The 23,708-nt window shown below is 68.0% G+C and carries 26 protein-coding genes, 2 tRNA genes, 2 pseudogenes and 1 riboswitch; of the genes and pseudogenes, 11 read left to right on the top strand and 19 right to left on the bottom strand.

The window, feature by feature from the left end; genetic code table 11:
• Positions 1–81: 81 nt before the first annotated feature.
• From AOZ13_RS08295 to cofH, 4 genes are all read left to right on the top strand, one after another.
• Positions 82–336 (top strand): hypothetical protein, encoded by a 255-nt coding sequence (locus AOZ13_RS08295; RefSeq protein ID WP_020221616.1) that lies wholly within the window; start codon positions 82–84, stop codon positions 334–336.
• A 51-nt stretch (positions 337–387) separates the two neighbouring features.
• A complete protein-coding gene (yciH, locus tag AOZ13_RS08290) occupies positions 388–672 on the top strand; it encodes a stress response translation initiation inhibitor YciH (protein ID WP_020221615.1) in 285 nt (94 codons plus the stop codon).
• A 113-nt stretch (positions 673–785) separates the two neighbouring features.
• Positions 786–1,124 carry a hypothetical protein gene (locus AOZ13_RS08285; protein WP_020221614.1) on the top strand — a complete coding sequence of 113 codons (339 nt, stop codon included), beginning with the start codon at positions 786–788 and terminating at the stop codon, positions 1,122–1,124.
• Positions 1,125–1,199: 75 nt separating this feature from the next.
• On the top strand, positions 1,200–2,552 hold the full coding sequence (gene cofH / locus AOZ13_RS08280; RefSeq protein WP_020221613.1) for a 7,8-didemethyl-8-hydroxy-5-deazariboflavin synthase subunit CofH: 1,353 nt from the start codon (positions 1,200–1,202) through the stop codon (positions 2,550–2,552).
• 79 nt (positions 2,553–2,631) lie between these two features.
• Here the strand turns inward: cofH and AOZ13_RS14210 are convergent, their stop codons facing one another.
• A complete protein-coding gene (locus AOZ13_RS14210) occupies positions 2,632–2,805 on the bottom strand; it encodes a hypothetical protein (RefSeq protein WP_020221612.1) in 174 nt (57 codons plus the stop codon).
• A gap of 142 nt (positions 2,806–2,947) precedes the next feature.
• Here AOZ13_RS14210 and AOZ13_RS08275 point away from each other — a divergent pair, with 142 nt between their 5' ends.
• From AOZ13_RS08275 to AOZ13_RS08270, 3 genes are all read left to right on the top strand, one after another.
• A complete protein-coding gene (locus AOZ13_RS08275; protein ID WP_020221611.1) occupies positions 2,948–3,847 on the top strand; it encodes a proline iminopeptidase-family hydrolase in 900 nt (299 codons plus the stop codon).
• Between the two features lie 76 nt (positions 3,848–3,923).
• Positions 3,924–4,061, top strand: coding sequence for a hypothetical protein (locus tag AOZ13_RS14205; RefSeq protein ID WP_020221610.1), 138 nt, complete (start codon positions 3,924–3,926; stop codon positions 4,059–4,061).
• The gene (locus AOZ13_RS08270) at positions 4,061–5,566 is read left to right on the top strand and encodes a sodium/proline symporter (RefSeq protein ID WP_020221609.1); all 1,506 of its coding nucleotides are present in this window, start codon (positions 4,061–4,063) and stop codon (positions 5,564–5,566) included. Before AOZ13_RS14205 ends, AOZ13_RS08270 begins: the two co-directional genes overlap by 1 nt.
• A 21-nt stretch (positions 5,567–5,587) precedes the next feature.
• Here AOZ13_RS08270 and AOZ13_RS08265 read toward each other — a convergent pair whose 3' ends face one another.
• The 8 genes from AOZ13_RS08265 to AOZ13_RS08230 form a co-directional block, all read right to left on the bottom strand.
• Positions 5,588–7,105: a Coenzyme F420 hydrogenase/dehydrogenase, beta subunit C-terminal domain gene (locus tag AOZ13_RS08265; protein WP_148286719.1), complete on the bottom strand. Its 1,518-nt coding sequence runs from the start codon at positions 7,103–7,105 to the stop codon at positions 5,588–5,590.
• Positions 7,062–8,762, bottom strand: a complete 1,701-nt coding sequence (locus tag AOZ13_RS08260; RefSeq protein WP_049934021.1) for a nitrite/sulfite reductase — start codon at positions 8,760–8,762, stop codon at positions 7,062–7,064. Before AOZ13_RS08260 ends, AOZ13_RS08265 begins: the two co-directional genes overlap by 44 nt.
• A 206-nt stretch (positions 8,763–8,968) precedes the next feature.
• Entirely contained in the window at positions 8,969–10,057 is a 1,089-nt protein-coding gene (gene cofG / locus AOZ13_RS08255; RefSeq protein ID WP_020222604.1) for a 7,8-didemethyl-8-hydroxy-5-deazariboflavin synthase subunit CofG, read from the bottom strand.
• 54 nt (positions 10,058–10,111) lie between these two features.
• Entirely contained in the window at positions 10,112–10,522 is a 411-nt protein-coding gene (locus tag AOZ13_RS08250) for a hypothetical protein (protein ID WP_021780316.1), read from the bottom strand.
• Positions 10,523–10,548: 26 nt separating this feature from the next.
• Positions 10,549–11,154 carry a 2-phospho-L-lactate guanylyltransferase gene (gene cofC, locus AOZ13_RS08245; protein WP_049934019.1) on the bottom strand — a complete coding sequence of 202 codons (606 nt, stop codon included), beginning with the start codon at positions 11,152–11,154 and terminating at the stop codon, positions 10,549–10,551.
• 147 nt (positions 11,155–11,301) lie between these two features.
• Positions 11,302–12,087 carry a hypothetical protein gene (locus tag AOZ13_RS08240; RefSeq protein WP_021780313.1) on the bottom strand — a complete coding sequence of 262 codons (786 nt, stop codon included), beginning with the start codon at positions 12,085–12,087 and terminating at the stop codon, positions 11,302–11,304.
• Positions 12,065–13,246, bottom strand: a complete 1,182-nt coding sequence (locus tag AOZ13_RS08235; RefSeq protein ID WP_021780312.1) for a tubulin/FtsZ family protein — start codon at positions 13,244–13,246, stop codon at positions 12,065–12,067. Before AOZ13_RS08235 ends, AOZ13_RS08240 begins: the two co-directional genes overlap by 23 nt.
• Before the next feature lie 218 nt (positions 13,247–13,464).
• On the bottom strand, positions 13,465–14,367 hold the full coding sequence (locus tag AOZ13_RS08230) for a complex I NDUFA9 subunit family protein (RefSeq protein ID WP_020221233.1): 903 nt from the start codon (positions 14,365–14,367) through the stop codon (positions 13,465–13,467).
• An 80-nt stretch (positions 14,368–14,447) separates the two neighbouring features.
• Between AOZ13_RS08230 and tmk the strand changes: the two are divergent.
• Positions 14,448–15,031 (top strand): annotated as a pseudogene (gene tmk / locus AOZ13_RS08225) (dTMP kinase).
• Here the strand turns inward: tmk and AOZ13_RS08220 are convergent.
• Entirely contained in the window at positions 15,028–15,510 is a 483-nt protein-coding gene (locus AOZ13_RS08220; protein ID WP_020221231.1) for a DUF5813 family protein, read from the bottom strand. The pseudogene tmk and the gene AOZ13_RS08220 overlap by 4 nt on opposite strands.
• Before the next feature lie 79 nt (positions 15,511–15,589).
• A riboswitch (Fluoride riboswitch) is annotated at positions 15,590–15,658 on the top strand.
• A gap of 6 nt (positions 15,659–15,664) precedes the next feature.
• Here AOZ13_RS08220 and AOZ13_RS08215 point away from each other — a divergent pair.
• Both AOZ13_RS08215 and crcB read left to right on the top strand, forming a co-directional pair.
• The gene (locus AOZ13_RS08215) at positions 15,665–16,069 is read left to right on the top strand and encodes a CrcB family protein (RefSeq protein WP_020221230.1); all 405 of its coding nucleotides are present in this window, start codon (positions 15,665–15,667) and stop codon (positions 16,067–16,069) included.
• Positions 16,066–16,424, top strand: a pseudogene (crcB, locus tag AOZ13_RS08210) (fluoride efflux transporter CrcB). The gene AOZ13_RS08215 and the pseudogene crcB overlap by 4 nt, the downstream one beginning before the upstream one ends.
• Here crcB and AOZ13_RS08205 read toward each other — a convergent pair.
• The 8 genes from AOZ13_RS08205 to AOZ13_RS08170 form a co-directional block, all read right to left on the bottom strand.
• Positions 16,425–16,862, bottom strand: a complete 438-nt coding sequence (locus tag AOZ13_RS08205; protein WP_044957336.1) for a universal stress protein — start codon at positions 16,860–16,862, stop codon at positions 16,425–16,427.
• 354 nt (positions 16,863–17,216) lie between these two features.
• A tRNA-Leu gene (locus AOZ13_RS08200) sits at positions 17,217–17,299 on the bottom strand.
• 45 nt (positions 17,300–17,344) lie between these two features.
• Entirely contained in the window at positions 17,345–17,686 is a 342-nt protein-coding gene (locus tag AOZ13_RS08195; protein ID WP_020221228.1) for a hypothetical protein, read from the bottom strand.
• A 38-nt stretch (positions 17,687–17,724) separates the two neighbouring features.
• Positions 17,725–18,276, bottom strand: a complete 552-nt coding sequence (locus tag AOZ13_RS08190) for a peptidylprolyl isomerase (RefSeq protein WP_020221227.1) — start codon at positions 18,274–18,276, stop codon at positions 17,725–17,727.
• Between the two features lie 127 nt (positions 18,277–18,403).
• Positions 18,404–19,471 carry an anthranilate phosphoribosyltransferase gene (locus AOZ13_RS08185; RefSeq protein ID WP_020221226.1) on the bottom strand — a complete coding sequence of 356 codons (1,068 nt, stop codon included), beginning with the start codon at positions 19,469–19,471 and terminating at the stop codon, positions 18,404–18,406.
• A gap of 50 nt (positions 19,472–19,521) precedes the next feature.
• Positions 19,522–19,719, bottom strand: coding sequence for a hypothetical protein (locus AOZ13_RS08180; protein ID WP_020221225.1), 198 nt, complete (start codon positions 19,717–19,719; stop codon positions 19,522–19,524).
• A gap of 428 nt (positions 19,720–20,147) precedes the next feature.
• A tRNA-Ile gene (locus tag AOZ13_RS08175) sits at positions 20,148–20,221 on the bottom strand.
• A gap of 90 nt (positions 20,222–20,311) precedes the next feature.
• A complete protein-coding gene (locus AOZ13_RS08170) occupies positions 20,312–20,881 on the bottom strand; it encodes an FxsA family protein (protein WP_020221223.1) in 570 nt (189 codons plus the stop codon).
• 130 nt (positions 20,882–21,011) lie between these two features.
• On the opposite strand from AOZ13_RS08170, the gene AOZ13_RS08165 reads away from it, so the two are divergent.
• Complete coding sequence (locus AOZ13_RS08165; RefSeq protein ID WP_021780309.1) at positions 21,012–22,631, top strand: DUF255 domain-containing protein; 1,620 nt, start codon at positions 21,012–21,014, stop codon at positions 22,629–22,631.
• Between the two features lie 61 nt (positions 22,632–22,692).
• On the opposite strand, the gene mptA is transcribed toward AOZ13_RS08165, so the two are convergent.
• Positions 22,693–23,637, bottom strand: a complete 945-nt coding sequence (gene mptA, locus AOZ13_RS08160; RefSeq protein ID WP_021780308.1) for a GTP cyclohydrolase MptA — start codon at positions 23,635–23,637, stop codon at positions 22,693–22,695.
• Positions 23,638–23,708: the final 71 nt, after the last annotated feature.

Here is a 23,708-nt window from a genome sequence, read left to right as displayed (position 1 = left end):
CCCCCGGTATCGCCGGTCGACCACCCATTCTCCGCCGTTTTTCGCCCGAACAGTTATAGTGATTGGTGGATAGCCGTGCGTATGATTCGACAGCCCTCCACACGCGAGTTGCTCGCGCGATCGCGGCCGATCGCCGGCGTGCTCGCCTGCTGGTTCGTCGTCACCCTCATCGGTGGATTCGGCCTTCGGAACGTCGGATACGGACGACCCGGCTCCCTCCTCTTCACGCTCAGTCGGCTCGTGACCGAGGCCGCGGCCGGGTTCGCGATCGCAACGATCGTCCTCTACGTTCTCTGGCAGGGTCTCGCCCTCGGTCGAGACGTGCACGACGAGTAGGTGCTCTGATCGCCCGCCGGCTTCTTTGCCCGGCACCCACAACACCCACGCATGGCAAACGACGACCCGTTCGCGGACATCCCGGGCATCGAAGAGGACCTCGCGCGCGCCGAAGAACAGCTCTCGGTGCGCGTCGAGCGCCGCACGTACAACAAACCCGTCACCATCGTCGAGGGATTCGACGAGGACGCCACCGACCTGCAGGACATCGCGACGAAACTGAAGAAGAAACTCGGCGCGGGCGGCACCGTGAGCGACGGCACCATCGAGATTCAGGGCGACCACGTCGATCGCGTGCCCGGCATTCTCGAAGAGATGGGGTTCCAAGTGGAATAGGTCGGGCCGAGCGTCAGCGAGCGCCGATCCGAACACACGAGCGACGGCGCGACGGCATCGTCGCGTCGCTCCCGCGCCGAACGCTTTTCTCCGCGCCGCGCCTCCGGGCACATATGGCCCTCCGCGACTCCCTCGACTACCGAAGCGCCGCGTACGCGCTGATCGTCGTCGCCGGCATCGGATCCTACACGTTCGGCTCGGCACCGCTCCCCGAAGCGCTCTCCTACGTTCCGCTCGTCCTCGTCGCTCTCACGGGGATCCTCGTCCCCGTCCGCGATCGGATCCCCGAGCACGACCGCCTGCTCACCGTCGGACTCGGTATCGTCGGCGTCTACGGTCTCGTCGCGGAGGGTGTCTCGGTCATCGACGCGCTCTTCGCGCTCGCGGGCGTCGCCGCCGTCGTCTCCCTCGTCTACGAGCGGGTCACGGGGCGTTCGACGCGGATCGCGTGAGATCGTCGTCACCGATTCCCCCGCTCGCCTGACGGGACCCGCCCGCTTTTGGGTGTGCACGCGAAACGCGGGAGTATGTCTTGGATCGACGAGCGGGCGGCGGACCTCGACGCCGACGAGTTCGGCTTCGACGTCGTTCCGGCGAGCGACCAGTCCTTCGAGAACGCGCTCGCGAAGGCCCGCGACGGCGTGCGTCTCACCGTCGACGACGGTATCGAACTCATCACGACCGGCACCGATGTCGACGGGATCGACTCGCGGCGTAAGGAACTCGTCCTCGAGGCTGCGGACCGCCGTCGCGCCGCGGTCGTCGGCGACGAGGTGACGTTCATCGCGAACGTCAACAACAACGTCACGACGGCGTGCAACACCGGCTGTCTCTTCTGCAACTTCAAGGACACCGCCCACCAGTTCGAGACCGACTACCAGCAGGAGCACGGCGGGTTCACGAAGACGCCCGCGGAATCCCGCGAGATCGTGGGCGACGCCGTCGAGCGCGGCGTCTACGAGGTGACGTCCGTCTCGGGGCTTCACCCCGCGCTCGGGTTGAACGAGGAGCATCGCGAACTCCTCGATCCCGACGATCCCGAACTGAACTACGAACCCCCCGAAGCGTACGAGACGGACCCGACGACGTATCGCGAGCAGATCGCCGCGATGGCCGACACCGGGGCGCACGTCCACTCGATGACGCCCGAGGAGGTCGATCACGCCCAGCGCGGCGCCGACTGGGGCTACGAGCGCGTCTACCGCGAGCTCGCGGACGTCGGACTGAAGACGGTGCCGGGGACCGCGGCGGAGATCCTCGTCGACGAAGTACGGGATATCATCTGCCCGGGGAAGATCAGCACTGAAGAGTGGGTGGCGTCGATGGAGGCCGCCGCGGACGTCGGACTGCCGATGACGGCGACGATGATGTACGGGCACGTCGAGAACGAGGCCCACCGCGTGGAGCACCTGAAGGTCCTGCGCGATCTGCAGGACCGGACGGGCAACATCACGGAGTTCGTCCCGCTCTCCTTCATCCATCAGGAGACGCCGCTCCACGAGCACGGCGTCGTCGAATCGGGCGCCTCGAAGGCCGAGGACGAACTGCTGATCGCCGTCGCGCGCCTCTTCCTCGACAACGTCGAGCACATCCAGTCCTCGTGGGTGAAGTACGGCGACGAGTTCGGCCTCAAGCTCCTCAACTGCGGCGCGGACGACTTCATGGGCACCATCCTCTCCGAGGAGATCACGAAGCGCGCGGGCGGCGAGTACGGCGAGTTCCGCTCCTTCCGCGACTACGTCGAGATGCTCTCGGCCATCGGCCGCCCGCCCGTCGAGCGCACCACCGACTACACCGAACGCCGTCGCATCGACACCGACGCGGCCGTCTTCGGTCCCGAACTCGGGCCGCGGGCGGACGGCACGCCGCTCCTCGAGTAGGACCGTTGTAGCGGGACGGATGATGGTCGGTCATGACGCGCGCGGCGATGGGGCGCGGCGCTCGCCGTTCTGCTTCCCGTCACGCCGCGTCTCGGCGCGCCTCACCACCGCTCTCGGCGGCGCGTTCCCCGTCATCGATTTCCTCATCGACCACCACCGCCTCCGCGGGGGCGAGCGTCGCGTCGGACGTGCCGAAAGTGGTACAAGCGAGACGTCGCGCGACGCCGTCGTTCTTCCAGTCAGCGACAATCACTCAGTGCTCGACGCCTACGCATCCCCGTCAACGTCAACCCGCGGACCTGAGTCGTGGCGCTGGACGCCGCCGTTCCAGCGCGGGGGGGGTAACCCGCCGCTCGTGGCGTGGATTTATTGTAAGCAGCTAACACAGATGGCACATGAGCGCAAAGAACTATCTCGACCTCAACCATTCGGAAGGCTACTTCGACGTCGAGGATTATCGGCTCTACTACCGGAGATTCGGGCGCGGTGACGATGTCATCCTCACGCTACATGGCGGTCCGGGTATGCCCCACGACTACTTGCTCCCGCTCGCGCGGCACGGCAGTGCGGAACGATCGGTGTACCTCTACGATCAGTTTGGTGTCGGCGTGTCGGATGGCCCCGCACCGGGGGACTTCGATCGCTACACCGTTGATCACTACTGCGACGAGGTCGACGCTGTTAGAGACGCGATCGGCGTCGACACGATCACGGTCTATGGACAGTCCTGGGGCGGCATGCTCGCTCAGGAGTACGCGCTTCGGTACCCAGAATGTGTCGAGCGCCTCATCTTGGCGAACACAATGCCCGACACACAGTCTGGCTATGAGTCGATGCGCCGCGTCCTCGATGAACTGCCCGAATCGGATCGGGAACGTATCGAGGAGTTCGAACGGACCCGTCGATTCGACGCCCCGTCCTACGAGGCGGCTCTCGACGGGGCGTACCGTGCCCACGTCTGCCGAATGGACCCCTATCCGAGACCAGTCGCTGATACGTTCGAGCGCATCAATATGGACGCCTACGGAATCATGTGGGGACCGAACGAGTACGTGCTGCTGGATGAGGCGCGACTCGCGGACTGGGACGTCCGGCAGGAGATCGGAGGTATCGAGGCGCCGACGCTGATCTTAACAGGGACACACGATGAGATCAGTCCAATCGTTGCGCAGGTTCTGGCGGAGCGGATTCCCGACTCGAAACTCGTCGAGTTCTCCGAGAGTAGCCATATGCCGTTCTGGGAAGAACCGGACGCGCACTACAACGCCGTCGAAAGCTTCCTGGACGAGAGATAGCGACGTTTGCAATATTCTCCCGGGATTTTAGTGACCAAAACCTATTTAATCTCACGATATAGAAGTGTGTGAGAAGATGTCACTCACAGCACTCGATCTGATAGTCCTCTGGGGACCGCCCGTTGTCATAATCCTGTTCGCGATCGGCTACTACATGTGGTGGGGGAAAGAGAACGAGGAATCACGGAAGCCAACATGTGGGGGTGAGGCGTAATGGTCGCCCTCTCGACGGTCACGTTCGTGCTCTACATGGGGGCAGTGTTTCTCATCGGTGTCTACGGCTACTACGGTACGGAGACCTTCGAGGACTTCGCTCTCGGAGGTCGCGGGATGAAACACTGGGTCGTCGGTCTCAGCGCGCAGGCCTCCGACATGAGCATGTGGCTGCTCGTCGGGCTCCCCGCCACGGCGTTCGTCACCGGTCTCCCTGCGATCTGGATCGGTATCGGTATCATCGTCGGGACGGCATTCAACTGGTACGTCCTCTCGAAGCGCCTCCGGCGATACAGCGGCCTGCTCGGTTCGATTACCATCCTTGACTTCCTCGAAGAACGCGTTCGGGACAACTACGGAGTCATCAAGTTCGTCGGATCGATCAGTCTCGTCATCTTCTACAGCATCGCGACCGCCGGCGAGTTCATTGGGTCCGGAAAGGTCAGTAACGCCGTCTTCGGTTTCGACTTCTTCACTGGGACCCTCATCGGCGCCGGCTTGGTTCTCGTCTACACCCTCGTCGGAGGCTACCTCGCTGTCTCTTACACAGACGTTCTGCAGTCGATTGTAATGCTTGCCGCCGTCCTCATCCTCCCTCTTATCGGGTTCATCGGAATCGGAAGCGTTTCAGCCGGGCTCGCGGCCCTCCACTCGGCGAACGGCGCTGCCGTGTCCCTCTTCGGTTCCCAGTCCGGTCTATTCGCGGTCGTCGGCTTCCTCTCCGGAACGCTCGGCATCGGTCTTGGATACCCAGGGCAGCCACACATACTCGTCCGGTACATGAGCATCGACGATCACCGAAACCTCCGCCGGTCTTCCCTACTCGGGATGGTCTGGGTAGTCTTCGCTGTCTACGGATCCATATTCCTCGGCTGGGCGGCCGGCGCGTATCTCGGCGACATCTCCAACACGGACCAGATCATGCCCCTCCTATCAATGCAACTGCTCCCCAACTGGCTCGTCGGCGTGCTTATCGCCGGGGCCTTCGCCGGCATGATGAGCACGAGCGACTCCAAGTTCCTCGTCGCCACGAACGCGGTTGCCTACAACCTCTACAAGCGCTTCGTCGACGAGGACGCGAGCGACCGCACAATCACGCTCGTCTCGCGCGGCGCGCTCGTTGTCATCATCGCCGCCGCGGTCTGGATGGCAAGTCCCTCCGGCCACGTCTTCAACGTCATCCTCGGCGGTTGGGGTGGCATCGGCGCATCCTTCGGCCCCCTTATCATTGCCGCACTCTACTGGAAGCGCCTCACCAAACTTGGTGCGTACGCTGGGATGATCGTCGGGATGGGCACCGTCGCCTTCTGGCTTGCCCTTGACGTCAGTAGCTTCTACGCGCTCGTTCCCGCGTTCATCTTCTCCTCGGTCGCAATCGTCGTCGTGAGCCTCCTCGATGACGAACCCCCGGAGGACGTACAGGACGAGTTCGAAAACGCGATGGATACCTCCGGGCTGCGGGTTGAGGACGGTCACACCGGCCAGACCGATGTTGAGGTGGATTAAATCGCAGGAGAACGCGGCCGCTTAGTGCCCCTTGTCGTGCGGGGCGACCTGCGTGCCGTAGTATTCGGCGTGGTCGGTGTAGTCGATGAAGCGCGGGGCGTCCGGATCGAACGGCCGTTCGAGGGCCTCGAAGGCCTTCTTCTTGTCCCAGCCCTGAAGCTTGCCGACCGCCTTGCGCGAGTCGAGGTCGCGGTGTTCGAGGGCGTGCTCGGCCGTCTCCCACGCCTTCATCCCCTGTTCGGTGCGGACGATGACTGAGGAATGGCCGTCCGCGGATCCGACGGAGCCGACGGTGATGTCGGAGGTCATGCCGGTGAAGTCCGCGCACTCGTCACACCCCTTGAGGGTGGCGTCGTGGAACTCGCCGACGTCCTCGGCGATGATCTGCTCGCCCTCGGTGTCGTAGACGCGCATCTCGCCCTCGATGACGTCGAGCTTGCCGATGTCCTCGGGGTAGATGTCGCGCTTCTCCGCGAGCTGCTCCCCGATGAGGCGCTCGTAGTTGAAGTTCTTCGTGCACATCAGGGAGATGCGGTACTCCACGGCCTCGATGAGTTCGTTCTGGGCGCCCTTGCGCCAGTCGAAGTCCTGCAGCGCGCGAATGCCCTCGATCTCGCAGGGCGTGCCGACGATGGCGAGGTTCAGGTCCTCGAAGTCCTTCTCGGGGAGCTTATGCTCCCACTGATCGAGGTCGAGGTTCCCGAGCGCCATCGTCTGGTTGTAGAACGACCCGGCGTTCTCGACGAGGTCCTCGTGGCTCGTCGCGAGGAAGGACTCGGCCTTCCACGGGTCCTCCTCGGACTCGGTGGCGACGAGCGCGCCGTCGATCTCGCCCTCCTCGAGGAGCGAGGAGAGGACGGCGGTGACGACGCCGCCGTCCTGCGCCTCGTCGTGCCAGTCGTCCCGGACCTGCGCCGTGAACTCCGTGATGGGGTCGCCGGCGCCGCTGACGTTGTCCTCGCCGCCGGTGATCTTCCACTGGCGCTCGTAGCGCATCCCGCCGCGCGGGCAGAAGTCCCAACACATCGAACAGCCCGTACACATCTTGACGAGCTCTGGCTTGCCGTCGTCGCCGACGCCGATGGAGTCGGAGGGACAGGCGGCGACGCAGGTCCCGCACTCGATACAGCGGTCGGCGTCGATGACCGCCTCGTCAAGCTCCATGAACCACGTCTTATCGTCGGGCGTCTCGATGTCGTTCATCTCCGAGCGGATGGAGTAGCTCGGCGTGTCGAGGTCGACGCCCTCGGGGACGCCGACGCGCTTATCGGGTTCGGCGCCCGGCGAGTCGACGTCTTGGCTCTTGCCGGAGGACGGCTCGGTGAACTCCACGTCGCCGAGCTGGCCGTTCTCGTCGACGTTCACCGCGCCCGCGCCGTCCGCGCGGACCTCCTTGCTCGACGTACCGCACCCGCAGTCGTCACCGCAGGAGCCGGAGCCGGAGCCGGATTCCTCGTTCGAGCGACCCGTCTCGGGGACGCCCGGCCGGGGGCGCTCAGTCACCGTGCGCCACCCCCGTGGAGACGGGACCCTCCGCACGCTGCATCACGGTGCGCAGGCGGTCGTTGTCCACGCGGCGCGTCCACTCGTAGAAGCGCTCGCCTTCCGTCCGCTCCTCGGTGTAGACGGCGAACAGCTCCCCGAGCGCGTCGGTGACGCTGCCGGCGGGGACGGCCGTCTCCACCCAGTCGATGAAGGCGTTGTCGGCGCCGAGGCTCCCGCCGAGACCGAAGTCCATGCCCTCGACGATATCGTCCTCGCTGTTGTCCGCGGTTTCGAGCTTGACCGTCTCGCCGCGGAAGCCGACGTCCGCGATCTGGGGCTGCGCGCAGGAGGCCGAGCACCCGGACATGTGCATCCGGACGACGTCGAGGTCGTCCGGCGTGTCGATCCGCTCGTCGAGCTGGCGCGCCCACTGCTTCGTGCGGGCCTTCGTCTCGATGATCGCGTACTTGCAGTACTCGGTGCCCGTACACGCGACGGCGCCGCGCGAGAACGGGCCGGGATCGGGCTGGTAGTCCTGCGCGAACTCCTCGTTCACGAGGTCCTCGACGTTCTCCTCGGGGACGTGCGTGATGAGGAAGTTCTGGTCGGTGGCGAGCCGAACGGTGGAGTCCTCCGTGCCGTACTTCTTCGCGGCGCGGGCGGCCTGCGTGAACTCGTCGCCGCCGATGCGGCCCGAGATGACGTTGAATCCGACGTACTTCAGGCCATCTTCCTTCTGATCGTGGACGCCGACGTGGTCGCCGACGTAGCCCTCGGTGAGGTCGACGCCGCACGTCGGAAGCTCGACGTCGCAGCGCTCGCGGAGCGCCCGCTCGAAGTTCTCCGGGCCCATCTGCTGGACGAGGTAGCGCATCCGGCAGACGCCGCGGTTGTGCCGGTCGCCGAGTTCCTTGAACGTCTGTGCGGCGGCGCGGCAGAACTCCACGGCGTCCTCCGGGCGGACGAAGACGTCGAGATCGGAGGCCATCCGCGGGCCGTCCGAGAGACCGCCGCCGACGCGGAGGTGGAAGCCGTACGTGTAGCCGGCGTCGTCGCCGTCGAGCTTCTTCTTCGCGGGGACGAGCCCGACGTCGTTGATCTGGGACTGCGCGCAGTCGTGCTTGCAGCCCGTGATCGTCATCTTGAACTTCCGCGGGAGGTTCCCGAACTCGCGGTTCCCGGTGAAGTAGTCGGAGACGGCGTCGATGACGGGCTGGGCGTCGAAGCACTCGTGGTCGTCGAGACCCGCCGCGGGACAGCCCAGAACGTTGCGCGCGGAGTCACCGCAGCCCTGAATGGTGGTGAGACCGACCTCGTCGTACTTGTCCCAGATCTCGGTGACGTCCTCGACGCGGATCCAGTGCATCTGGATGTCCTGTCGCGTCGTGATGTCGAGGTAGGCGTCGCCCCAGTAGTCGTCGTTGACCTCCTCGTACTCCTCCTCGGGCTGGACCGCGTACTCCTCTGCGACTTCGCCGATGACCTCGGCCTGCTCGGGGGTGAGGTGGCCGCCGGGCACCTTCGTCCGCATCATGAAATACCCCTCCTGCTTCTGGGTGTACGTCCCGGCCCACTTGAGGCGCTCCCACTCGCCGTCGCCCGCGCGCTCCTCGATCGCCTCGAAGTCGAGCTCCTCCTCCGCGTACTCGCGAAGGTCCTCGACGACGTCGAGGGGATGCTTCTCCTGTTTCCACTGTTCAGTCGTGTTCAGACTCACTGTTTTCATCCTGTACGCGCGCGACCCTCTTTCTGCGTATGCCCGCAAGCAGTGCCACCACTCCCGGCTATCCCGACATACTGCCGGCATCAGCGACGCCGTGATTTCCCGAGAAGCGCACACAGTCGCGATGGGCCGGATCCGTGCGGCCGAATCGGTTCACACCCCGACTCGTAGGTACTTGCAATACTTGCCGCGGGCTACGTGCCGGCGCGGACCGTTCGATAGCGCTCGCCGGCGTCGTCCGGGGCGTCGAGAGCGGCCAGCACGCGCTCGGACAGCCACTCCTCGTTCAGATAACGTTCGTACGTCGGGAGGCGCTCCGCGAGCGGGACGCCCGCGTGCTCGGCGACCTCCTCCAGTTCGCGCAGCGCCGGCCACGCGTACTCGGGGTTCACGTGGTCGTCCGTAACGGGTGAGACGCCCCCCAAGTCGTCGATCCCGCAGTCCACGACGTCGCGGGCGTCCATGAGATTCGGCGGCACCTGCACGGACACGCTCTCCGGGAGGACCGCGCGCGCCATCGCGACGACGCGGCGCATCGTCGCCGTCGAGGGCGACCCCTCGTGCCAGCGCTCGTTGTCCGAGACGGGCTGGACGATCACCTCCTGCACGTGCCCGTAGCGCCGATCCAGTTCGCGGATCGCGAGCAGGCTCTCCGCCCGATCGCGCCACGTCTCGCCGATCCCGACGAGGATGCCGGTCGTGAAGGGAATCCCGTGCTTCCCCGCGTTCGCGATCGTGTTCAGCCGCTGGCCCGGCACCTTCGAGCGCGGCCCGCCGTGGGCCTGTACCTCCGCCGTCGTCTCCAACATGACGCCCAGCGAGGCGTTCACGTCCGCGACCGCGGCCATCTCCTCGTACGTCTGATCGCCCGGATTGCTGTGGGGGAGCAATCCCTCGTCGAGGGCGATCTCGCAGGCCTCGCGGAGGTAGTCGTGGATCGACTCGTGGCCCAGTTCGTCGAGTTCGGCGTGGATCTCCGCGTAGCGGTCGTCCGGGTCGTCGCCGAACGTGAACAGCGCCTCCGTACAGCCCGCGTTCGCACCCTGCCGGCACGTCTCGCGGATCTCCTCGCGCGTCAGCAGCGACGCCTGCCCGGGCGGGTCGTAGTACGTACAGTACGTGCACGTGTAGCGGCACGCCGTCGTCAGCGGAAGGAAGACGTTCCGCGCGAACGACAGTTCGTCGGCCGCCGCGACGTCGGCGGGTCGGACCGCGAGCGCCCGCTCCACGTCGCGCTCGTCGACCGTCACGTCGACGTCGTACGCCTCGATGCCCGGGAACACGCCCACCGCTACTTCGTCCGTCCCGAAAAGGATTGCTACGGCGACAGTGCGTGCCTACTCGCTCGGGTAGTACGCGCGATTGCGCAGGACGAACGTCCCGTAGCCGACGGCGACGCCGGCCACGACGACGAGAACGAACGACCACAGCGTCCCGTCCACGAAGATCACCGCCGCCAGCAGCCCGGAGACGGCGAACGAGCCGATGGCCGCGAAGACGATCTCGGCGGCGAGTCGCAGTCGGCCCCGCTCGCGGAGGGCGTCCGTGTCCACACCCCGTCCGAGGATCGTGTACGCGTCCGCCAGCGGGAGGATCACCGTCACCGCCACGGCGATCGAGACCGGTGCGCCGAACGCCGTCGGTGCGCCGAGTGCCGCCAACCCGAGGTTCGCCGCGGCGCCGACGACGGCCGCGAGTCCGAGCAGCGCGACGACGGTCCCGGCCGCCCGCCACAGTCGTGCGTCCATCGCTCGGCGCGTCGCCCGCGACCGCCTTACCGCTTCCGGGTGACGCTCGTCCGACCCCCGTCGGTCGCGAGCGCGACGCCCGCGTCCCGGAGCCAGCCCGGCGTCCGCCCCTCCCCGCGCAGCAGGACGTCCGCGAGGTCCGCGCGCTCGTCCACGTCGAGTGCGAGGCGCGTCGCGTCGAACTCCCGGATCGAACAGCCCGCCGCCGCGGCGTTCCGCAGGTGATCGCGATACGACGCGCCGTGGTAGTCCACGCCGAAGTCGTCGTCGCGGACGACGAGCGCGTTCGTCCCGCCGCCGAGACCGGGCGCGAGCACGACGTCGCCGGACGCCGCGAAGAGGGCGCGGAGCGCGCGCGGCGTCGCCAGCGCGAGGTCCGCCATCACGACCGCCGTGTCCGGGTCGAGGCGCGCGTTCACGGCGTCGCTCAGCGGCCGGTCGTCCACCGCGACCGGCGCATCGATGTCGACGTCCCCCGTCGCGACCACGAGCGGGTCGCCGCCCGCCGCGCGCACCGCGTCGAGCACGTCGCCGAGCATCACCGCTGCGAGTTCGCGCCGCTCGTCGGGCGCGAACAGCGACGAGAGACGCGTCTTCGGATCGGTCGCGTCGAACGGAATGAGCGTCCGCATCGCCACCCGCTATCCGTCGGAGCGTGAAGTACCTCGGGGACGAGCGATTCGAGACGCCTTCGGCGCCTCGTCATCACGAGAGGGCTTCGCTCTCGCGGACGACCCCGAGGCACTCGCCCGATTCCGCCTGTAGAAAGGCGTGCGGATCTAGCCGAGCCGATCGTAGGTGTCGCGCTGATTCAGGTACCACCAGACGATCCCCGCGAGGACGACGAGCACCACGACGACGACACCGCCGATGAGCGCCCAGTGTTTCGTCCGCTGAGAGGACGACGCGGCGTTCGCCTTCGATTTCGATTGGGTCGCCAGCGAGACGGCGTTATCGAAGTTGCCGGCGTCGTACGCGGACTTCGCGTTGTCGAGGAGATCGCGCGCGTCGCCGACGCTCGCGCCCGCCGATGAGGCGTCGTCGATGGCCGCCGCGGCCGAATCGATGGCGTCACGCGCCCGCTGGCTGTCCTGCGTGTACGGCCGCACGCCGTCCCACGACTCGATCGTCGCGGACGAACCGCCCCGCTGGGCCTGCGTGAACGTCGCGTACGTGACCGTCTGCGCCGGATCGTAGCTCCACTGCTCGACCCGCGGCGTCGTCCCGGTCAGATCGACGGTCACCTTCGTGACGCCGGAGGTGGCGTTGAGGTGGTAGTCGAACGACTGGCCGTTCAACACCCGCTTGTCGACCTGCGCGCCGGTGTTGTCGTAGGTCGTCACGACCCACGAGACGTCCGTCAGCTCCGTCTCGCCGCGGAGCGTCCACTCGTTGTACTGGCCGTCGAAGGGGTCCGTGAACGTGAACTGCGTCTGTTGTTTCGCGCCGACCTGTGCGCTCTGCGGGACGTCACCGCTCACGTCGACGGCGGCCGCGGTACCGGCGACCGCCGCGAGCAGCAGGAGGGCCGCGATCGCGACGCTAAAACAGCGGCTCGAGTTCATCGTCATCGTCTTCGACGAGCTCCTGTAAGTTCTGTTCGCTCTCCTCTTCGATCTCCCCGATGTTCTCCTGCGCCTCGATGGCCACCTGCTGGAGTTCCTTGATCCGCGGGACGTTCGTCACGCCGCTGAGGAGGACGACGGCCGCGACCTTGTTCGAGGATTCGACGGGGTAGTCGCCCCCGCGGACCTCCATCGATCCCGTCTGCTCTTCGAGCCACTTGCGCCCGCGCTCGATCCCCTTCCGATTGAGGAACTTCGAGGGACCCGCGGTCACGAGGAGCGCGCGCTCGGACCCATCGATCTCGCAGGGGAGCGTGAGACGCCCGAGCGCGGCCTTCCGGACGAGCGACGTGATGCGGTTCGTCGTGTTCGCGGAGTCGAGCGCGCTCTCTCCGTTCGAGCCGGTGAAGCGCGAGAGGATGCCGCCGCTCTGCTTCTCGTCGGCGACGCTCTCGGCGGCGTACCCGATCGTGGAGACGCCGCCGCCCGCGAGCGTGTTGATGATCTCGGAGGAGTCGACGACGCTCTCGGCCACCTCGCCGCCCTGCTCGACCTCGCCCGCGCCGAAGAGGATCCCGAATCGCGTGACGATCTCGTCGTTGATCTGCTCGTAGCCGCCCTGCATCGACTCGCCCGTCTTGCGCCACGCGTCGTTGTCGAAGACGAGGAGGTTGTCCACCTCGCGGACGAGCGTCTGGAAGGAACGCGCGGCGTTCAGCGTGTAGATCCCGCCCTCATCGCTGGCCGGGAGGACGCCCAGCCCGTAGACCGGCTCGGTGTAGATGCGCTTGAGGTAGCTCGCGAGCACGGGCGACCCACCGGAGCCGGTACCGCCCCCGAGACCCGTGATGATGAGGAAGGCATCGATCTCGTGGACCGGGATGCCGTCGATGGCGCCCTGAATCTCGTCGATGTCCTCCTCGGCGATCTCGGCGCCGAGTTCGTTGTCCGCGCCGACGCCGTGGCCCTTCACCCGCGATTGGCCGATGAGCACCCGGTTCTCCTCCGGGACGTGCTCCAATCCCATCAGGTCGGCCTTCGCCGTGTTGACCGCCACCGCCGCCCGGACGACGTTACTCCCCGCTTGCTCGTCGTGTTCGAGGAACGCATCGAGTATCTTTCCGCCGGCCTGTCCGAAGCCGATCATTGCGAGTTTCATGCTGGTGGCTGTTGATGGTGGTGAGTGCGATCAGACGGATAAGTGTTGGTGTGACACCTGTCCGACCGACCGCGATACGTAACGATTACGGCGGTTTCACCGTCTGACTCGCGATCGGGGGCGACGCGCGCGGCGACGCCGCGTCCCCTCCCCGCCCCTCCGCGGTCGCATTCCAGTTGTGCAAGGTGAAAGCCCACGATTGAAGCCGTGAGAGGGGGTCAAGCGTCGCCGCGTCGCTCGCGGAGGTACTCGGTGAGGCGGGTCAGCCCGCTCGGATCGCGCCCGAACGCCGTCACGTCGTTCTCCGGCACCGTGTTGTCGAAGCGCAGCGATCGGTACTGGTCGCTCCCGAACGGCACGAACGGGAGCGGGTCGGCGAGCGACATCCCGACCTTCGCCAGCGCCATCGGCACCGAGAGCACCGTCAGAGATCGGCCCTTCGCCCGGTAGACGGCCGTCGCGACGTCCGCGAGCGTCAGCACCTCCGGCCCGCCCACCTCGTACGTCTCGCCGTCGTGCGCGGCGTCGAGCGAGTCGGCGAGCGGTCCGACGAGATCGCCCACCCAGAGCGGCTGGAAGCGCGTCCCCCCGCCGCCGGGGAGCGCCGTCACGTACGGCGTCGTCAGCGTCTCCGTGAACGAGACGAACTCGCCACCGTCGCCGAACACGACGGACGGCCGGAAGATCGTCCACGCGAGATCGGACGCCCGAACGACCCGCTCGGCCTGCCCCTTCGAGCGGACGTACGCCGTCTCGCCCTCGGGGTCCGCACCGAGCGCCGACAGCTGGACGAGCTTGCGGACGCCGCGCTCCTCGGCCGCGCGGACGACGTTCCGCGTGCCCTCCAAGTGGACCTCGAAGTGCGTCTCGTCGCCCCCCTTCGGCTCGAACAGCGGCGAGAGCGCGACGAGATTGACCACGGCGTCCTGCCCCTCGAACGCCCCCTCGATGGAGTCGTAGGCCGTGACGTCCCCCATCGCCGTCGCGACGCTCTCCGGGAGGTCACCGCCGTCGCCGTCCGGTGACCGCGAGAGCGCCGTCACGTCGTGACCGCGCGCGTCGAGTTCGCGACAGAGATGCGTCCCGATGAATCCCGTCCCGCCCGTCACGAGGACCTGCATGCCGAGCGATTCAGCCGGAACGGCCCTAAAGCTAGCCCCCGGATCGCCACCGCTAAACCGAGCCGTCGGAAACGACGCGTATGCTCGTCACGCTCGAAGGAATCGACGGGAGCGGCAAGACGACCGCGTGGGGGGCGCTCCGAGAGACGCGCGACGACGGCTACACGTTCACCCGCGAGCCGACGGACTCGTGGTACGGCGAGGCCGTCCTGCGCTCCGTGCGCGACGACGACGCCGACCCGCTCGCCGAAGCGTTCCTCTACACCGCCGACCACGCCGCCCACCTCTCGCGGACGGTCCGCCCCGCCTTGGAGCGCGGCGACGTCGTCGTCTCCGATCGCTACTCGGACTCGCGATACGCCTATCAGGCGTCGCCCTCGACGGCGTGCTCGACGACCCCCTCGACTACGTGCGCCGCGTCCACGAACCGTGGACCCGTCCGCCCGACTGCACGCTCTACTTCGATATCGATCCCGAGATCGCCGCCGAACGGGCTGGCGCGACGAACAAGTTCGAACAGGCCGCGTTCCTCGAACGCGTCCGCGAGAACTACGAGGAACTGATCGCCGCGGAACCCGAACGCTTCGTCCGCATCGACGCCGAACAGCCGCTCGACGACGTCCGCGAGCGCGTCGAGGCGGTGCTCGACGAACGCGTCGACTAGAGCCGATCCGTCTGCGCGTTCCCCGCCGCGCGGTCGCGGAGGTCCTGCACGTCCGGTCGGTAGTCGTAGCCCGGAATGATCCCCTCGAACCACGTGCCCTCGACGTAGTTCACGACCGCGAGCGCGTCGTCCGCGGCGTTCCCCGGTCGCGCGTCGATCGTCGCCTCGAAGACGACTTCGCCGTCCGTGCGCTCGACGCTCGGGTCGTCGATCACGTCGGCGCGCGTGACGTTCGTCGCGTCCGCCAACCGGAGTTCGAGCGTCTCGAACCAGCCGTCCTCGACGACCGCGGCGACGTCGTCGTGCTCGGTGACGGCCGCCGACAGCGTCGGCACGCGCACCGTCACCGTCACCGCCCCGTCCTCGACCGACGCCCGCGCCTCCCAGTCGTTCGCCGTCGGCTCGTACCCCGCACCCGGGCCCGCGCTCTCGAATTTCGCGTGGGCCTCGAAGGCGCCCTGAATGTCTCGTTCGCTCATACGCGTGTACAGGCCCGCGACGGAAATGGGCGTTGCGCTCCGCACCGGTGCCCGTAAGTGGGTGCGCGCCGACGGACGAGACGAGCGCGGCGATGGCGTCCGCCCACCACAACCGCCGGACACGCCGGCTGATGACGCCTTCTCACCGACAGCCATGTCCACCGGTACACTCACCTCCGGGACGCTCCTCTCCCGGCTCGAAGTCGTCGCACTGATCGCCCTCGGCGGATTCGCCGGCGCGAACTGCCGCCACATCGCCGGACTCCTCCTCCCCGGTCTCGGCGGGACGCTCCTCGCGAACGTCTGTGGCGCCTTCCTCCTCGGGTTCGTCCTCTACGAGTCCATCTACGCCGGCTCGCTCTCGCCCGAGACGCGCCTCGCCGTCTCCACGGGGTTCCTCTCCTCGTTCACGACGTACAGCACGTTCGCCGTCCAGAGCGCGCAGTCCGAACCGCTCGTCCTCGTCGGCAACGTCGTCGCGAACTACGCGCTCGGCTTCGCCGCCGTCCTCGCCGGCCGCGCGCTCGCCCGCCGCGTCGCGGGAGGTGTGTCCGCGTGAACCCCGCCCTCAACGATCCCGCGTACCTCGTCGGCATCGGCGGGACCGTCGGCGCGCTCCTGCGCACCCTCGTCGGCGAACTCGTCGACGTCGAGTCGTACCCCGCGAGCACACTCGCCGTCAACGTCCTCGGGAGCTTCGCCCTCGCCGCGATCACCTTCGCCGGCGTCGGCGGTGACGCCTCGCTCCTCCTCGGCACCGGCGTCTGCGGATCGTTCACCACCTTCTCCTCGTTCGCCGTCGAGACCGTCCGCCTCTGGGAGACCGGCGAGCGCGCCCGCGCCGCCCTCAACGCGGCCGTCAACCTCGTCGCGCCGGTATCGCCATCGGGATCGCGTGGCTCCTCCTCGGCTGATCACTCCTCCCCGCCCACCCGCACGACGAGGACCGGCAGATCGGACTGGCGCACCACCTTCTCAGTCACGCTCCCCAACAGGAAGCGCTCGACGCCGCTGCGCCCGTGCGTCCCCATCACGATCGCGTCGCAGTCCTCCCCCGCGGCCGTCTCGAGGATGATCTCGTGCGGGACGCCCTCCGCGACGATCGTCTCGACCTCGACGCCCGCCGCCTCGCCGCGCTCCGCGACCGCCTCGACCGCGTCCTCCCCCTCAGATCGCAGCTCGCTCTGGAGCGCCGCCCACTTCGACTCCGGGAGCGTGCTGTAGTCGCGCGTGTCCACCGCGTACAGCGCGACGACCGTCGCGCCCGTCAAGTCGGCGAGCTCCATCGCCTCGTCCACCGCCTCCTCGCTCTCCGGACTCCCGTCCGTCGGCACCAGTATCCGGTCGTACATGCGTCGGGCTTCGACGGCCGCGTACAAGAACGTGGTCCCCGCGCGCTCGACGGGAGACGACGCGCAAGCCGTCGCTACGGGGACGAACGCGGCGGCGAGCGACGGCGGCGACTGCACGCAGAAACGCGAGAGGAGGTCGCCGAAATGCGAGAGATGGGATTCGAACTCACGTCGCGGACACTCCGAAGTTCGAATCCCACGGCCTCGACGCGTCGCTCACGGTCGTTCGCGACAGCATGCGAGAGATGGGATTCGAACCAACGCAAGACGATCACTCTCTCCGCTCGCGCTGCGACTCGCTGGGCCGCGAATCCCACGGCCTCGATGCGTCGCTCACAGTCGTTCGCGACAGCATGCGAGAGATGGGATTCGAACCCATGTACCCCTACGGGAGCGGGTCTTAAGCCCGCCGCCTTTGGCCGCTCGGCCACTCTCGCGAGTGGCGCTTCGCGCCGGCGTCGCAAACCGCTTTCGCTCGCGCGCTACCAGTCGACGGAGATCGTGCCGTCCCCCTCCGGGTCGGGCGCGACCTCCTCGTTCGTCCGCCGATCGACGACGTGGATGACGCCGCGGTCCTTCTTCGCCGGACAGGCCTCCGCGGCCGCGACGTTGTGCGCGAGGTCGTCCTCGCCGAAGAAGTACGTCTGCGGGCGCGCCATCCCCGACGTGATGTCCATCTCCCAGTTGTCGGAGACGGCCGCGCACTTCCCCGCGCCGAAGCACTTGTTCGCCTCGAAGAGCACCTTGTACGGCGCCTCATCGACGGGCGGGGCGTCCGCCTCGCCGACGCGCGCCGGATCGATCGGATCGTCGGCATCGCTCATATTCGCGTGTGAGGTCCGCGGGCGTTTGATCCTTCGCTCTAGACGCCGAGTCCGGAGTAGTCGATGTCGCGCGTGTCGCCGTTCATCGAGACGGACTCGAGCGTGACGTCCGTCATCGGCTCGTCGTTCCGATCCGTGGGGACGTTTCCGATCGTCTCGACGACGTCCATCCCGTCGATCACGTTCCCGAAGACCGCGTGGCGGTCGTCGAGGTGCGGTTGGGCGTCGAGGGTGATGAAGAACTGCGAGCCGTTCGTGTTCGGCCCGGAGTTCGCCATCGAGACCGTCCCCGCGTCGTCGTGGCGGAGGTCCTCGTGGAACTCGTCGTCGAACTGGTAGCCCGGGCCACCACGCCCCGTGCCGGTGCGGTCGCCCGTCTGGATCATGAAGTCGCTGATGATGCGGTGGAACGGCACGTCGTCGTAGTAGGCCTCGTTCTCGACGACCTCGCCCGTCTCGGGGTCCTCCCACGCGATCTTCCCGTTCGAGAGACCGACGAAGTTCGCGACCGTCGTCGGCACCTTCTCCGGATAGAGTTCGATCTCGATGTCCCCCTCGCTCGTGTGCAGCGTCGCCGTCAACTCGCTCATACGCGGAAGTCGGCACAAGAACGGAAAACGCCACCGGTGCGGGGCGCGACGATCGCGATCCCCGTTCCGCTCGCCGCGTCACCGTTCGCCCGTCCGGTCGCGTGTTCGGTCGACCTGCAAGGCCGACCTACGCCTCGAACGCTCGCAGGTCCGCGAGCGCCTCCGCGGCCGCGCCCGTCTCGATCGCGTCCCGCGCGACGTCGAGTCCGTCCGCGATGTCCGCGACGTCCTCGGCCGCGTAGAGGCGCAACGCGGCGTTGAGCGCGACGGCGTCCGCGAAGCCGTCCGTCCGCTCCCCCGTCAGCACGTCCTCGGTGATCGCCGCGGAGTCCGCCGCGACGTCCGCGACTTCGAGGTCCGCGTCCTCCATCGCCATCCCGTAGTCGTCCGTCTCGATCGTGAAATCGTCGAGGGCGTCGCCGTCCCACTCCGCGACCGTCGTCGACCCCGGCCGGACGTCGTCGTACCCCTCAAGGCCCTGAAAGAGGAGGACGCGCGAGAAGTCGGCCGTCTCGCTCGCCGCGACGGTGTCCGTGAGCTTCTTCGCGAACGAGAGGTGGTAGAAGCTCCCGAGGTGGACGTCGGCGTCCGCGGGGTTCGCGAGCGTCTCCACGGTGTTGAGGAACGTCCGGACGCCCATCTGCTCGCGTCGGTCGAGCAGGCCGTGCACGCCCGGATTGAAGCCCGGTTGGTAGTAGAAGCCGAAGCCGACGGCGTCCGTCATCGCCGCGGATTCCGCGGGCGTGAGGTCGGTCGCGACGCCGAGTTCGTCGAGAACGTGCTTGTACGCGACGCCCTCGCCCGACGGCACGCGGTCGCCAGAGTGGACGACGACGTGCGTCCCCGCGCTCGCCGCGACGAGGCCCGCGGCGACGCCGAGCAGTGCCGTCCGGCCCTTCCCGTCGTAGTTCGCGCCGCAATCCACGGGATCGCAGTCGGGCGCGACCGACGCCACGGACTCGCGCGCCATGACGTCGCGGTACGCCGCGAGCTCCGTCGGCGTGTTCTTCTTCCAGCGGTTCGCCAGCCAGAACGCCCCGAGCGTCGTCGGGTCGGGATCGCCTCGCAGGACGCGCTCGAACGCCTCCGTCGCCTGCTCCCGATCCATGTCCTCGGCGGACTTCGGGCCGGAGCCGACCACCTCGCTCATCAGTCGCTTCAGCGGCCACTCGCCCGTCGCGTCTCCTGTCGCCATGACCGACAGATAGGGCGCCGCGGCCGTAAACGCTCCCCTCCCGATCGGTCTCAGGCCGGCCCGATATCGATGTGGCGCAGCCACCCGTTCCAGAAGAGGAACGCCGCGCCGAGGTAGCCGACGGCGAAGACGACGTTCGCCACCAGCGGGTGACCAGCCCCGTTGAGATAGTAGTGCGCGAGACCCGGCCCGACGACGCCGGCGACGGCCAGCGCGGCCAACGCCCGCCGCGAATACGTATCGCCCATGCGTCCGCTTGGGCGCCGCGAGGGTCAACGATTCGGTTCCGTGGCGGGGCGGAGAAGTGTGGTGAATCGAAGGCGGCTACCCGGAACTCTTGCAGGAGCGTGCGGTCGTATTGGTGTGTCGACAGGTCCCGGGGGACGATCAGTACGTCTCGACGGCCAGCGCCTCCACGTCCAAGAAGTCCGAATCGATCAGCGACCACCACCGGCGTGGCTGACCGATCCAAGAGCCGTCCACGCACTCGACGACGTTCGCGACGCCATATCCATCCGGAAGCGCTACGACGTCAGAAGAGTGCGCGAACGGACGCGAAGCGAGTTCCGCGCTGAGGCGACGAATCCGAAGAGCACCGTGAGTCCCCTACGACTCTCAGCAGCCGGGAATAATGCGCAAGATATCACAGACGGCGTCGGGTCGTCAGGAAAACGAGTGGGCCAGTGCGGATTTGAACCGCAAGCCTCCACCTTATCAGAGTGGCGCTCTACCTAGTTGAGCTACTAGCCCGCGTCCATCTCTTCGTTGCCGCGTGGTATGGTTAAGAGTTTCCTTTCGCCGGAACCGAGGGACGCGTTGCCACGCCCTCGGGCGATCCGCTCAGTTCGTCCTGCGATCGTCCTCGCCGTCGAACTCGACGTCGTACGCGTCGTCGCCGAGGTCGACGGTGTCGTCGCCATCGGAACCGCCCGCACCGCTCGGTCCGAAGCCGTCGCCGGCCATCGACCCCATCCCGCGACCGTCGTCGTCGCCGGGGAAGCCGAAGGTGTAGACGTTGCCGGTGGCGAAGCCGCCCGTCCAGTCGTCCATCTTCGGGACGACGTAGCGGGACTTGACGACGCCCCGAACGAGGCGGCGCGTCGGCGGGAAGACGAGGACGAACCCGACGAGGTCCGTGACGAATCCGGGCGTGAGGAGGAACGCGCCGGCGGCGATGAGGAGGCCGCCGTCGACGAGTTCGTCCGTCGGCGGCTCGCCGCGCGCGAGCGAGCGCTGGATGCGCCGCAGGGTGTGTCGGCCCTCGGCGCGCACGGCCAGCGTCCCGAGGAGACCGGTGAGCACGACGAGGGCGACGATGAGCCGCCAGTCGAGGAACGCGCTCGACGCGACGAGGAGGAGCGCGTCCGCGAGCGGGATGAGCAGCAGTCCCGCGATGAGGCGCTTTGCCATCTCTGCTCGGACTAGAGCCGCTCGCGCGTTATGGGCTTTTCGAGGCTTCGCGTCGTCGCGCCGTGACGCGCCGAACCTCGCGTGCCGCCGTCTCCGAAGCGCTTTCCCGCGCTCCGCGCGACCCACGCGTATGGACGAGTCCGCGGAACGGACGAAGGTCGAGTGGCGCCCGTGGGGACCGGCGGCGTTCGCCGAGGCCGAGGAGGCCGATAAACCCGTACTGCTCTCGCTGGTCGCGCCGTGGTCAGCGCGCTGTCGCGAGATGGATCGGGGCGCGTACGCGGTGCCGACCGTCGCCGCGAACGTCAACGAGGAGTTCGTGCCCGTCCGCGCGGACGCCGATCGACACCCGCGCGTCCGCGAGCGCTACAACATGGGCGGCTTCCCCTCGACGGTGTTCCTCACGCCGTCCGGCGATCTCATCGCGGGCGCGACGTACCTCGACGCGTCGAACGTTCGCGGCGTCCTCGACCGCGTCCGCGAGACGTGGGAGGAGAAGGGCGAGGAGGCGGGTCGCGTCCCCCGCGCGCTCCGGGGGCAGGACCCGCCCGCGGGTCCCGTCACGGACGACATCGAGGCGCTCGTCGCCGGCCAGCTCGGCGAGCAGTACGACGAGCGCTTCGGCGGGTGGGCGACGAACGAGAAGTTCCCCCTCCCGCGGACGATCGAGTTCGCGCTGAAGCGCGAGCGCCAGCAGGCCCTCCGCACGCTGGAGGCCATCGATCGGAATCTCGCGGACGACTACGACGGCGGCTTCTATCGCTTCGCGCACGCCCGCGACTGGAGCGACCCGCAGCGCGAGAAGCTACTGGAGACGAACGCCGGACTCCTGCGCGCGTTCGCGAACGCCTACCTCTACACCGGGAGGGAGACGTACGAGGGACCGGCGTCGAACGCCGTCGACTACCTCACCTCGACCCTCTGGACGGGCGACGCCTTCGGCGGGAGCCAGCACCCCGGCGACTACTTCGATCGGCCGGCCTCGGAACGCGCCGACGAGGACGAACCCGGGATCGATGCGACGGCCTACGCGGGCAAGAACGCCCGCGCCGCGGACGCGCTCCTCACGTACTACGCGTACACGGACGACGAGGCGGCGCGCCGCTACGCCGAGCGAACCCTCGATTACCTCGCGGAGACCCTCGTCGACGACGGCGTCGTCTCGCGCTTCGACGACCCGGACGCCCCGACCGGCATCCTCACCGACCACGCGGCGCTCACGGTGGCGTTCGCCCGCGGCGCCCAGACCGTCGATTCGGACTACCTCGACGTCGCCGTGGCCGTCGCCGATCACGCCGTCGAAACGCTGCAGGACGGCGCGTTCCGCGACGGCCCCGCTGAGTCCGTCGGCCTGCTCGACAAACCGCTCCACCCGATCGACGACAACGCGACGATGGCGCACGGACTCCTCGACCTCGCCGAACTCACCGACGACGACGCGTATCGTCGGGCCGCGCGGGACGCCGTCGGCGCGTTCGCGGACGCGGCCGACCGGATGGGCGTGCAGGTCGCGGACTACGCTGCGGCCGCATCGCGCCTCGTCACGCGCCCGCTCACGGTCCGCGTCGGCGACGGCATCGGCTCCGACCTCCACCGCGCCGCGCTCCGCGTCGCCGACCACGAGAAGGTCGTCGTCCCGGACGCCGCGGGCGTCGAGACCGGCGCCGCGTTCGTTCTCGTCGGCGGCGACCTCCACGGACCCGCGACCGGTCCCGAGGAACTGACGGCGCTCGTCGCCGAGCACGCCTGACGCCGCGTCCGCCGACGCGCCGCGACCCAATCGACGGCGCGCGTCCCTGTCGGCCCCGCCCTCACTCGCTCGACTCGCGGACTTCGGCGCGGAGATCGCCGAATTCGGCGACGCGCTCTGCGTGGGCGTTGTGCTGGTGGATGGACTCATCGTTCGACTGACGCATCGTGACGACCGTGTCGTCCGCGAGGTCGTCGTAGGCGCCGACGACGTCCTCCGCCATCGCGCGCACGCAGTCCTCGACGAACCGGGCGTTCGCGTGCGCCGCGTACGTCATGTGATCCTCGTCCGGGCGCTTCGCGAAGTTGTAGATCCGCGCGCTCATCGCGTCCCGCGCGATCTCCGCGAGATCCATCAGATTCACACCCGGCGCCCCCGCGGTCTCGACGGTCAGCGTCGCGTGCCCGCGCTGGGAGTGCCCCGCCTGCGGCACCTCGCGGAGGAACTCCGTCACGTCGTCCTCGTCCACGCCGAGGGCCGCGAGTTTCTCCTCCGCCCGCGCGGACATCATCTGCTGGCTGCACGGACAGACCGTCATCCCCGTGACGCGCGCGCCGACCTCCTCGCGCGTCTCCGCGCCCTCTCGCGCCGTCGCGGACGCGACGATGTCCACCGTCCCCTGCGTCGGGCGCTCGCTCGCCGGCGTCTCCTCCTGCATCATGTACGTCGCCTCCATCGAGACGACCGCCCGCGAGGTGTAGTCGTGTTTCGCGAGCAGGCGATCCGCCGCCTCCCCGCAGACGTCCTCGACCCGATAGGCCGGCTCCTCGACGGCGGTCTCCAGCGTCTCGTCGATGACCGCCATGTTCCGGCTCATGTCGATGCCCTTGCGCTCTCTCGGGAGGTCGACGTACACCTCGAACTCCGCGGTCAACACGATCGGTCGCTCACCGCTGCGATCAAGCGTCACGAGCTTCTCGACGCCCGTCACACCGACGTGACTCAGCCCGACCGAGACGTCCGGCTGCGTGGCCTGCACGTCCGGTAGCTGTCGATCCTTCGCCATGCCGGACGTTCACGCGACGCTCGGTTAGCGTTTGTCCTCTCGGACGCTTCGCCGTTCGCCTTTCCGCGGCG

This window comes from Halarchaeum acidiphilum MH1-52-1, from assembly GCF_000474235.1.
GTDB lineage: Archaea > Halobacteriota > Halobacteria > Halobacteriales > Halobacteriaceae > Halarchaeum > Halarchaeum acidiphilum.
Note: the sequence above shows the minus strand (reverse complement) of the source record. Positions and strands in the feature narration are given on the sequence as shown.

Excerpts from the sequence above, each read along its gene's own strand:
- AOZ13_RS08165 (WP_021780309.1), top strand. The coding sequence starts at position 21,012 with ATGGACGAGTCCGCGGAACGGACGAAGGTCGAGTGGCGCCCGTGGGGA.
- AOZ13_RS08295 (WP_020221616.1), top strand. The coding sequence starts at position 82 with ATGATTCGACAGCCCTCCACACGCGAGTTGCTCGCGCGATCGCGGCCG.
- cofH (WP_020221613.1), top strand. The coding sequence starts at position 1,200 with ATGTCTTGGATCGACGAGCGGGCGGCGGACCTCGACGCCGACGAGTTC.
- AOZ13_RS08285 (WP_020221614.1), top strand. The coding sequence starts at position 786 with ATGGCCCTCCGCGACTCCCTCGACTACCGAAGCGCCGCGTACGCGCTG.
- AOZ13_RS08205 (WP_044957336.1), bottom strand. The coding sequence starts at position 16,862 with ATGTACGACCGGATACTGGTGCCGACGGACGGGAGTCCGGAGAGCGAG.
- AOZ13_RS08190 (WP_020221227.1), bottom strand. The coding sequence starts at position 18,276 with ATGAGCGAGTTGACGGCGACGCTGCACACGAGCGAGGGGGACATCGAG.
- AOZ13_RS08270 (WP_020221609.1), top strand. The coding sequence starts at position 4,061 with ATGGTCGCCCTCTCGACGGTCACGTTCGTGCTCTACATGGGGGCAGTG.
- AOZ13_RS08220 (WP_020221231.1), bottom strand. The coding sequence starts at position 15,510 with ATGAGCGAACGAGACATTCAGGGCGCCTTCGAGGCCCACGCGAAATTC.
- AOZ13_RS08275 (WP_020221611.1), top strand. The coding sequence starts at position 2,948 with ATGAGCGCAAAGAACTATCTCGACCTCAACCATTCGGAAGGCTACTTC.
- AOZ13_RS08170 (WP_020221223.1), bottom strand. The coding sequence starts at position 20,881 with ATGGCAAAGCGCCTCATCGCGGGACTGCTGCTCATCCCGCTCGCGGAC.
- mptA (WP_021780308.1), bottom strand. The coding sequence starts at position 23,637 with ATGGCGAAGGATCGACAGCTACCGGACGTGCAGGCCACGCAGCCGGAC.
- AOZ13_RS08230 (WP_020221233.1), bottom strand. The coding sequence starts at position 14,367 with ATGCAGGTCCTCGTGACGGGCGGGACGGGATTCATCGGGACGCATCTC.
- AOZ13_RS14205 (WP_020221610.1), top strand. The coding sequence starts at position 3,924 with ATGTCACTCACAGCACTCGATCTGATAGTCCTCTGGGGACCGCCCGTT.
- AOZ13_RS08250 (WP_021780316.1), bottom strand. The coding sequence starts at position 10,522 with ATGGACGCACGACTGTGGCGGGCGGCCGGGACCGTCGTCGCGCTGCTC.
- yciH (WP_020221615.1), top strand. The coding sequence starts at position 388 with ATGGCAAACGACGACCCGTTCGCGGACATCCCGGGCATCGAAGAGGAC.
- AOZ13_RS08235 (WP_021780312.1), bottom strand. The coding sequence starts at position 13,246 with ATGAAACTCGCAATGATCGGCTTCGGACAGGCCGGCGGAAAGATACTC.
- AOZ13_RS08240 (WP_021780313.1), bottom strand. The coding sequence starts at position 12,087 with ATGAACTCGAGCCGCTGTTTTAGCGTCGCGATCGCGGCCCTCCTGCTG.
- AOZ13_RS08180 (WP_020221225.1), bottom strand. The coding sequence starts at position 19,719 with ATGGGCGATACGTATTCGCGGCGGGCGTTGGCCGCGCTGGCCGTCGCC.
- AOZ13_RS08185 (WP_020221226.1), bottom strand. The coding sequence starts at position 19,471 with ATGGCGACAGGAGACGCGACGGGCGAGTGGCCGCTGAAGCGACTGATG.
- AOZ13_RS08215 (WP_020221230.1), top strand. The coding sequence starts at position 15,665 with ATGTCCACCGGTACACTCACCTCCGGGACGCTCCTCTCCCGGCTCGAA.
- cofC (WP_049934019.1), bottom strand. The coding sequence starts at position 11,154 with ATGCGGACGCTCATTCCGTTCGACGCGACCGATCCGAAGACGCGTCTC.
- AOZ13_RS08195 (WP_020221228.1), bottom strand. The coding sequence starts at position 17,686 with ATGAGCGATGCCGACGATCCGATCGATCCGGCGCGCGTCGGCGAGGCG.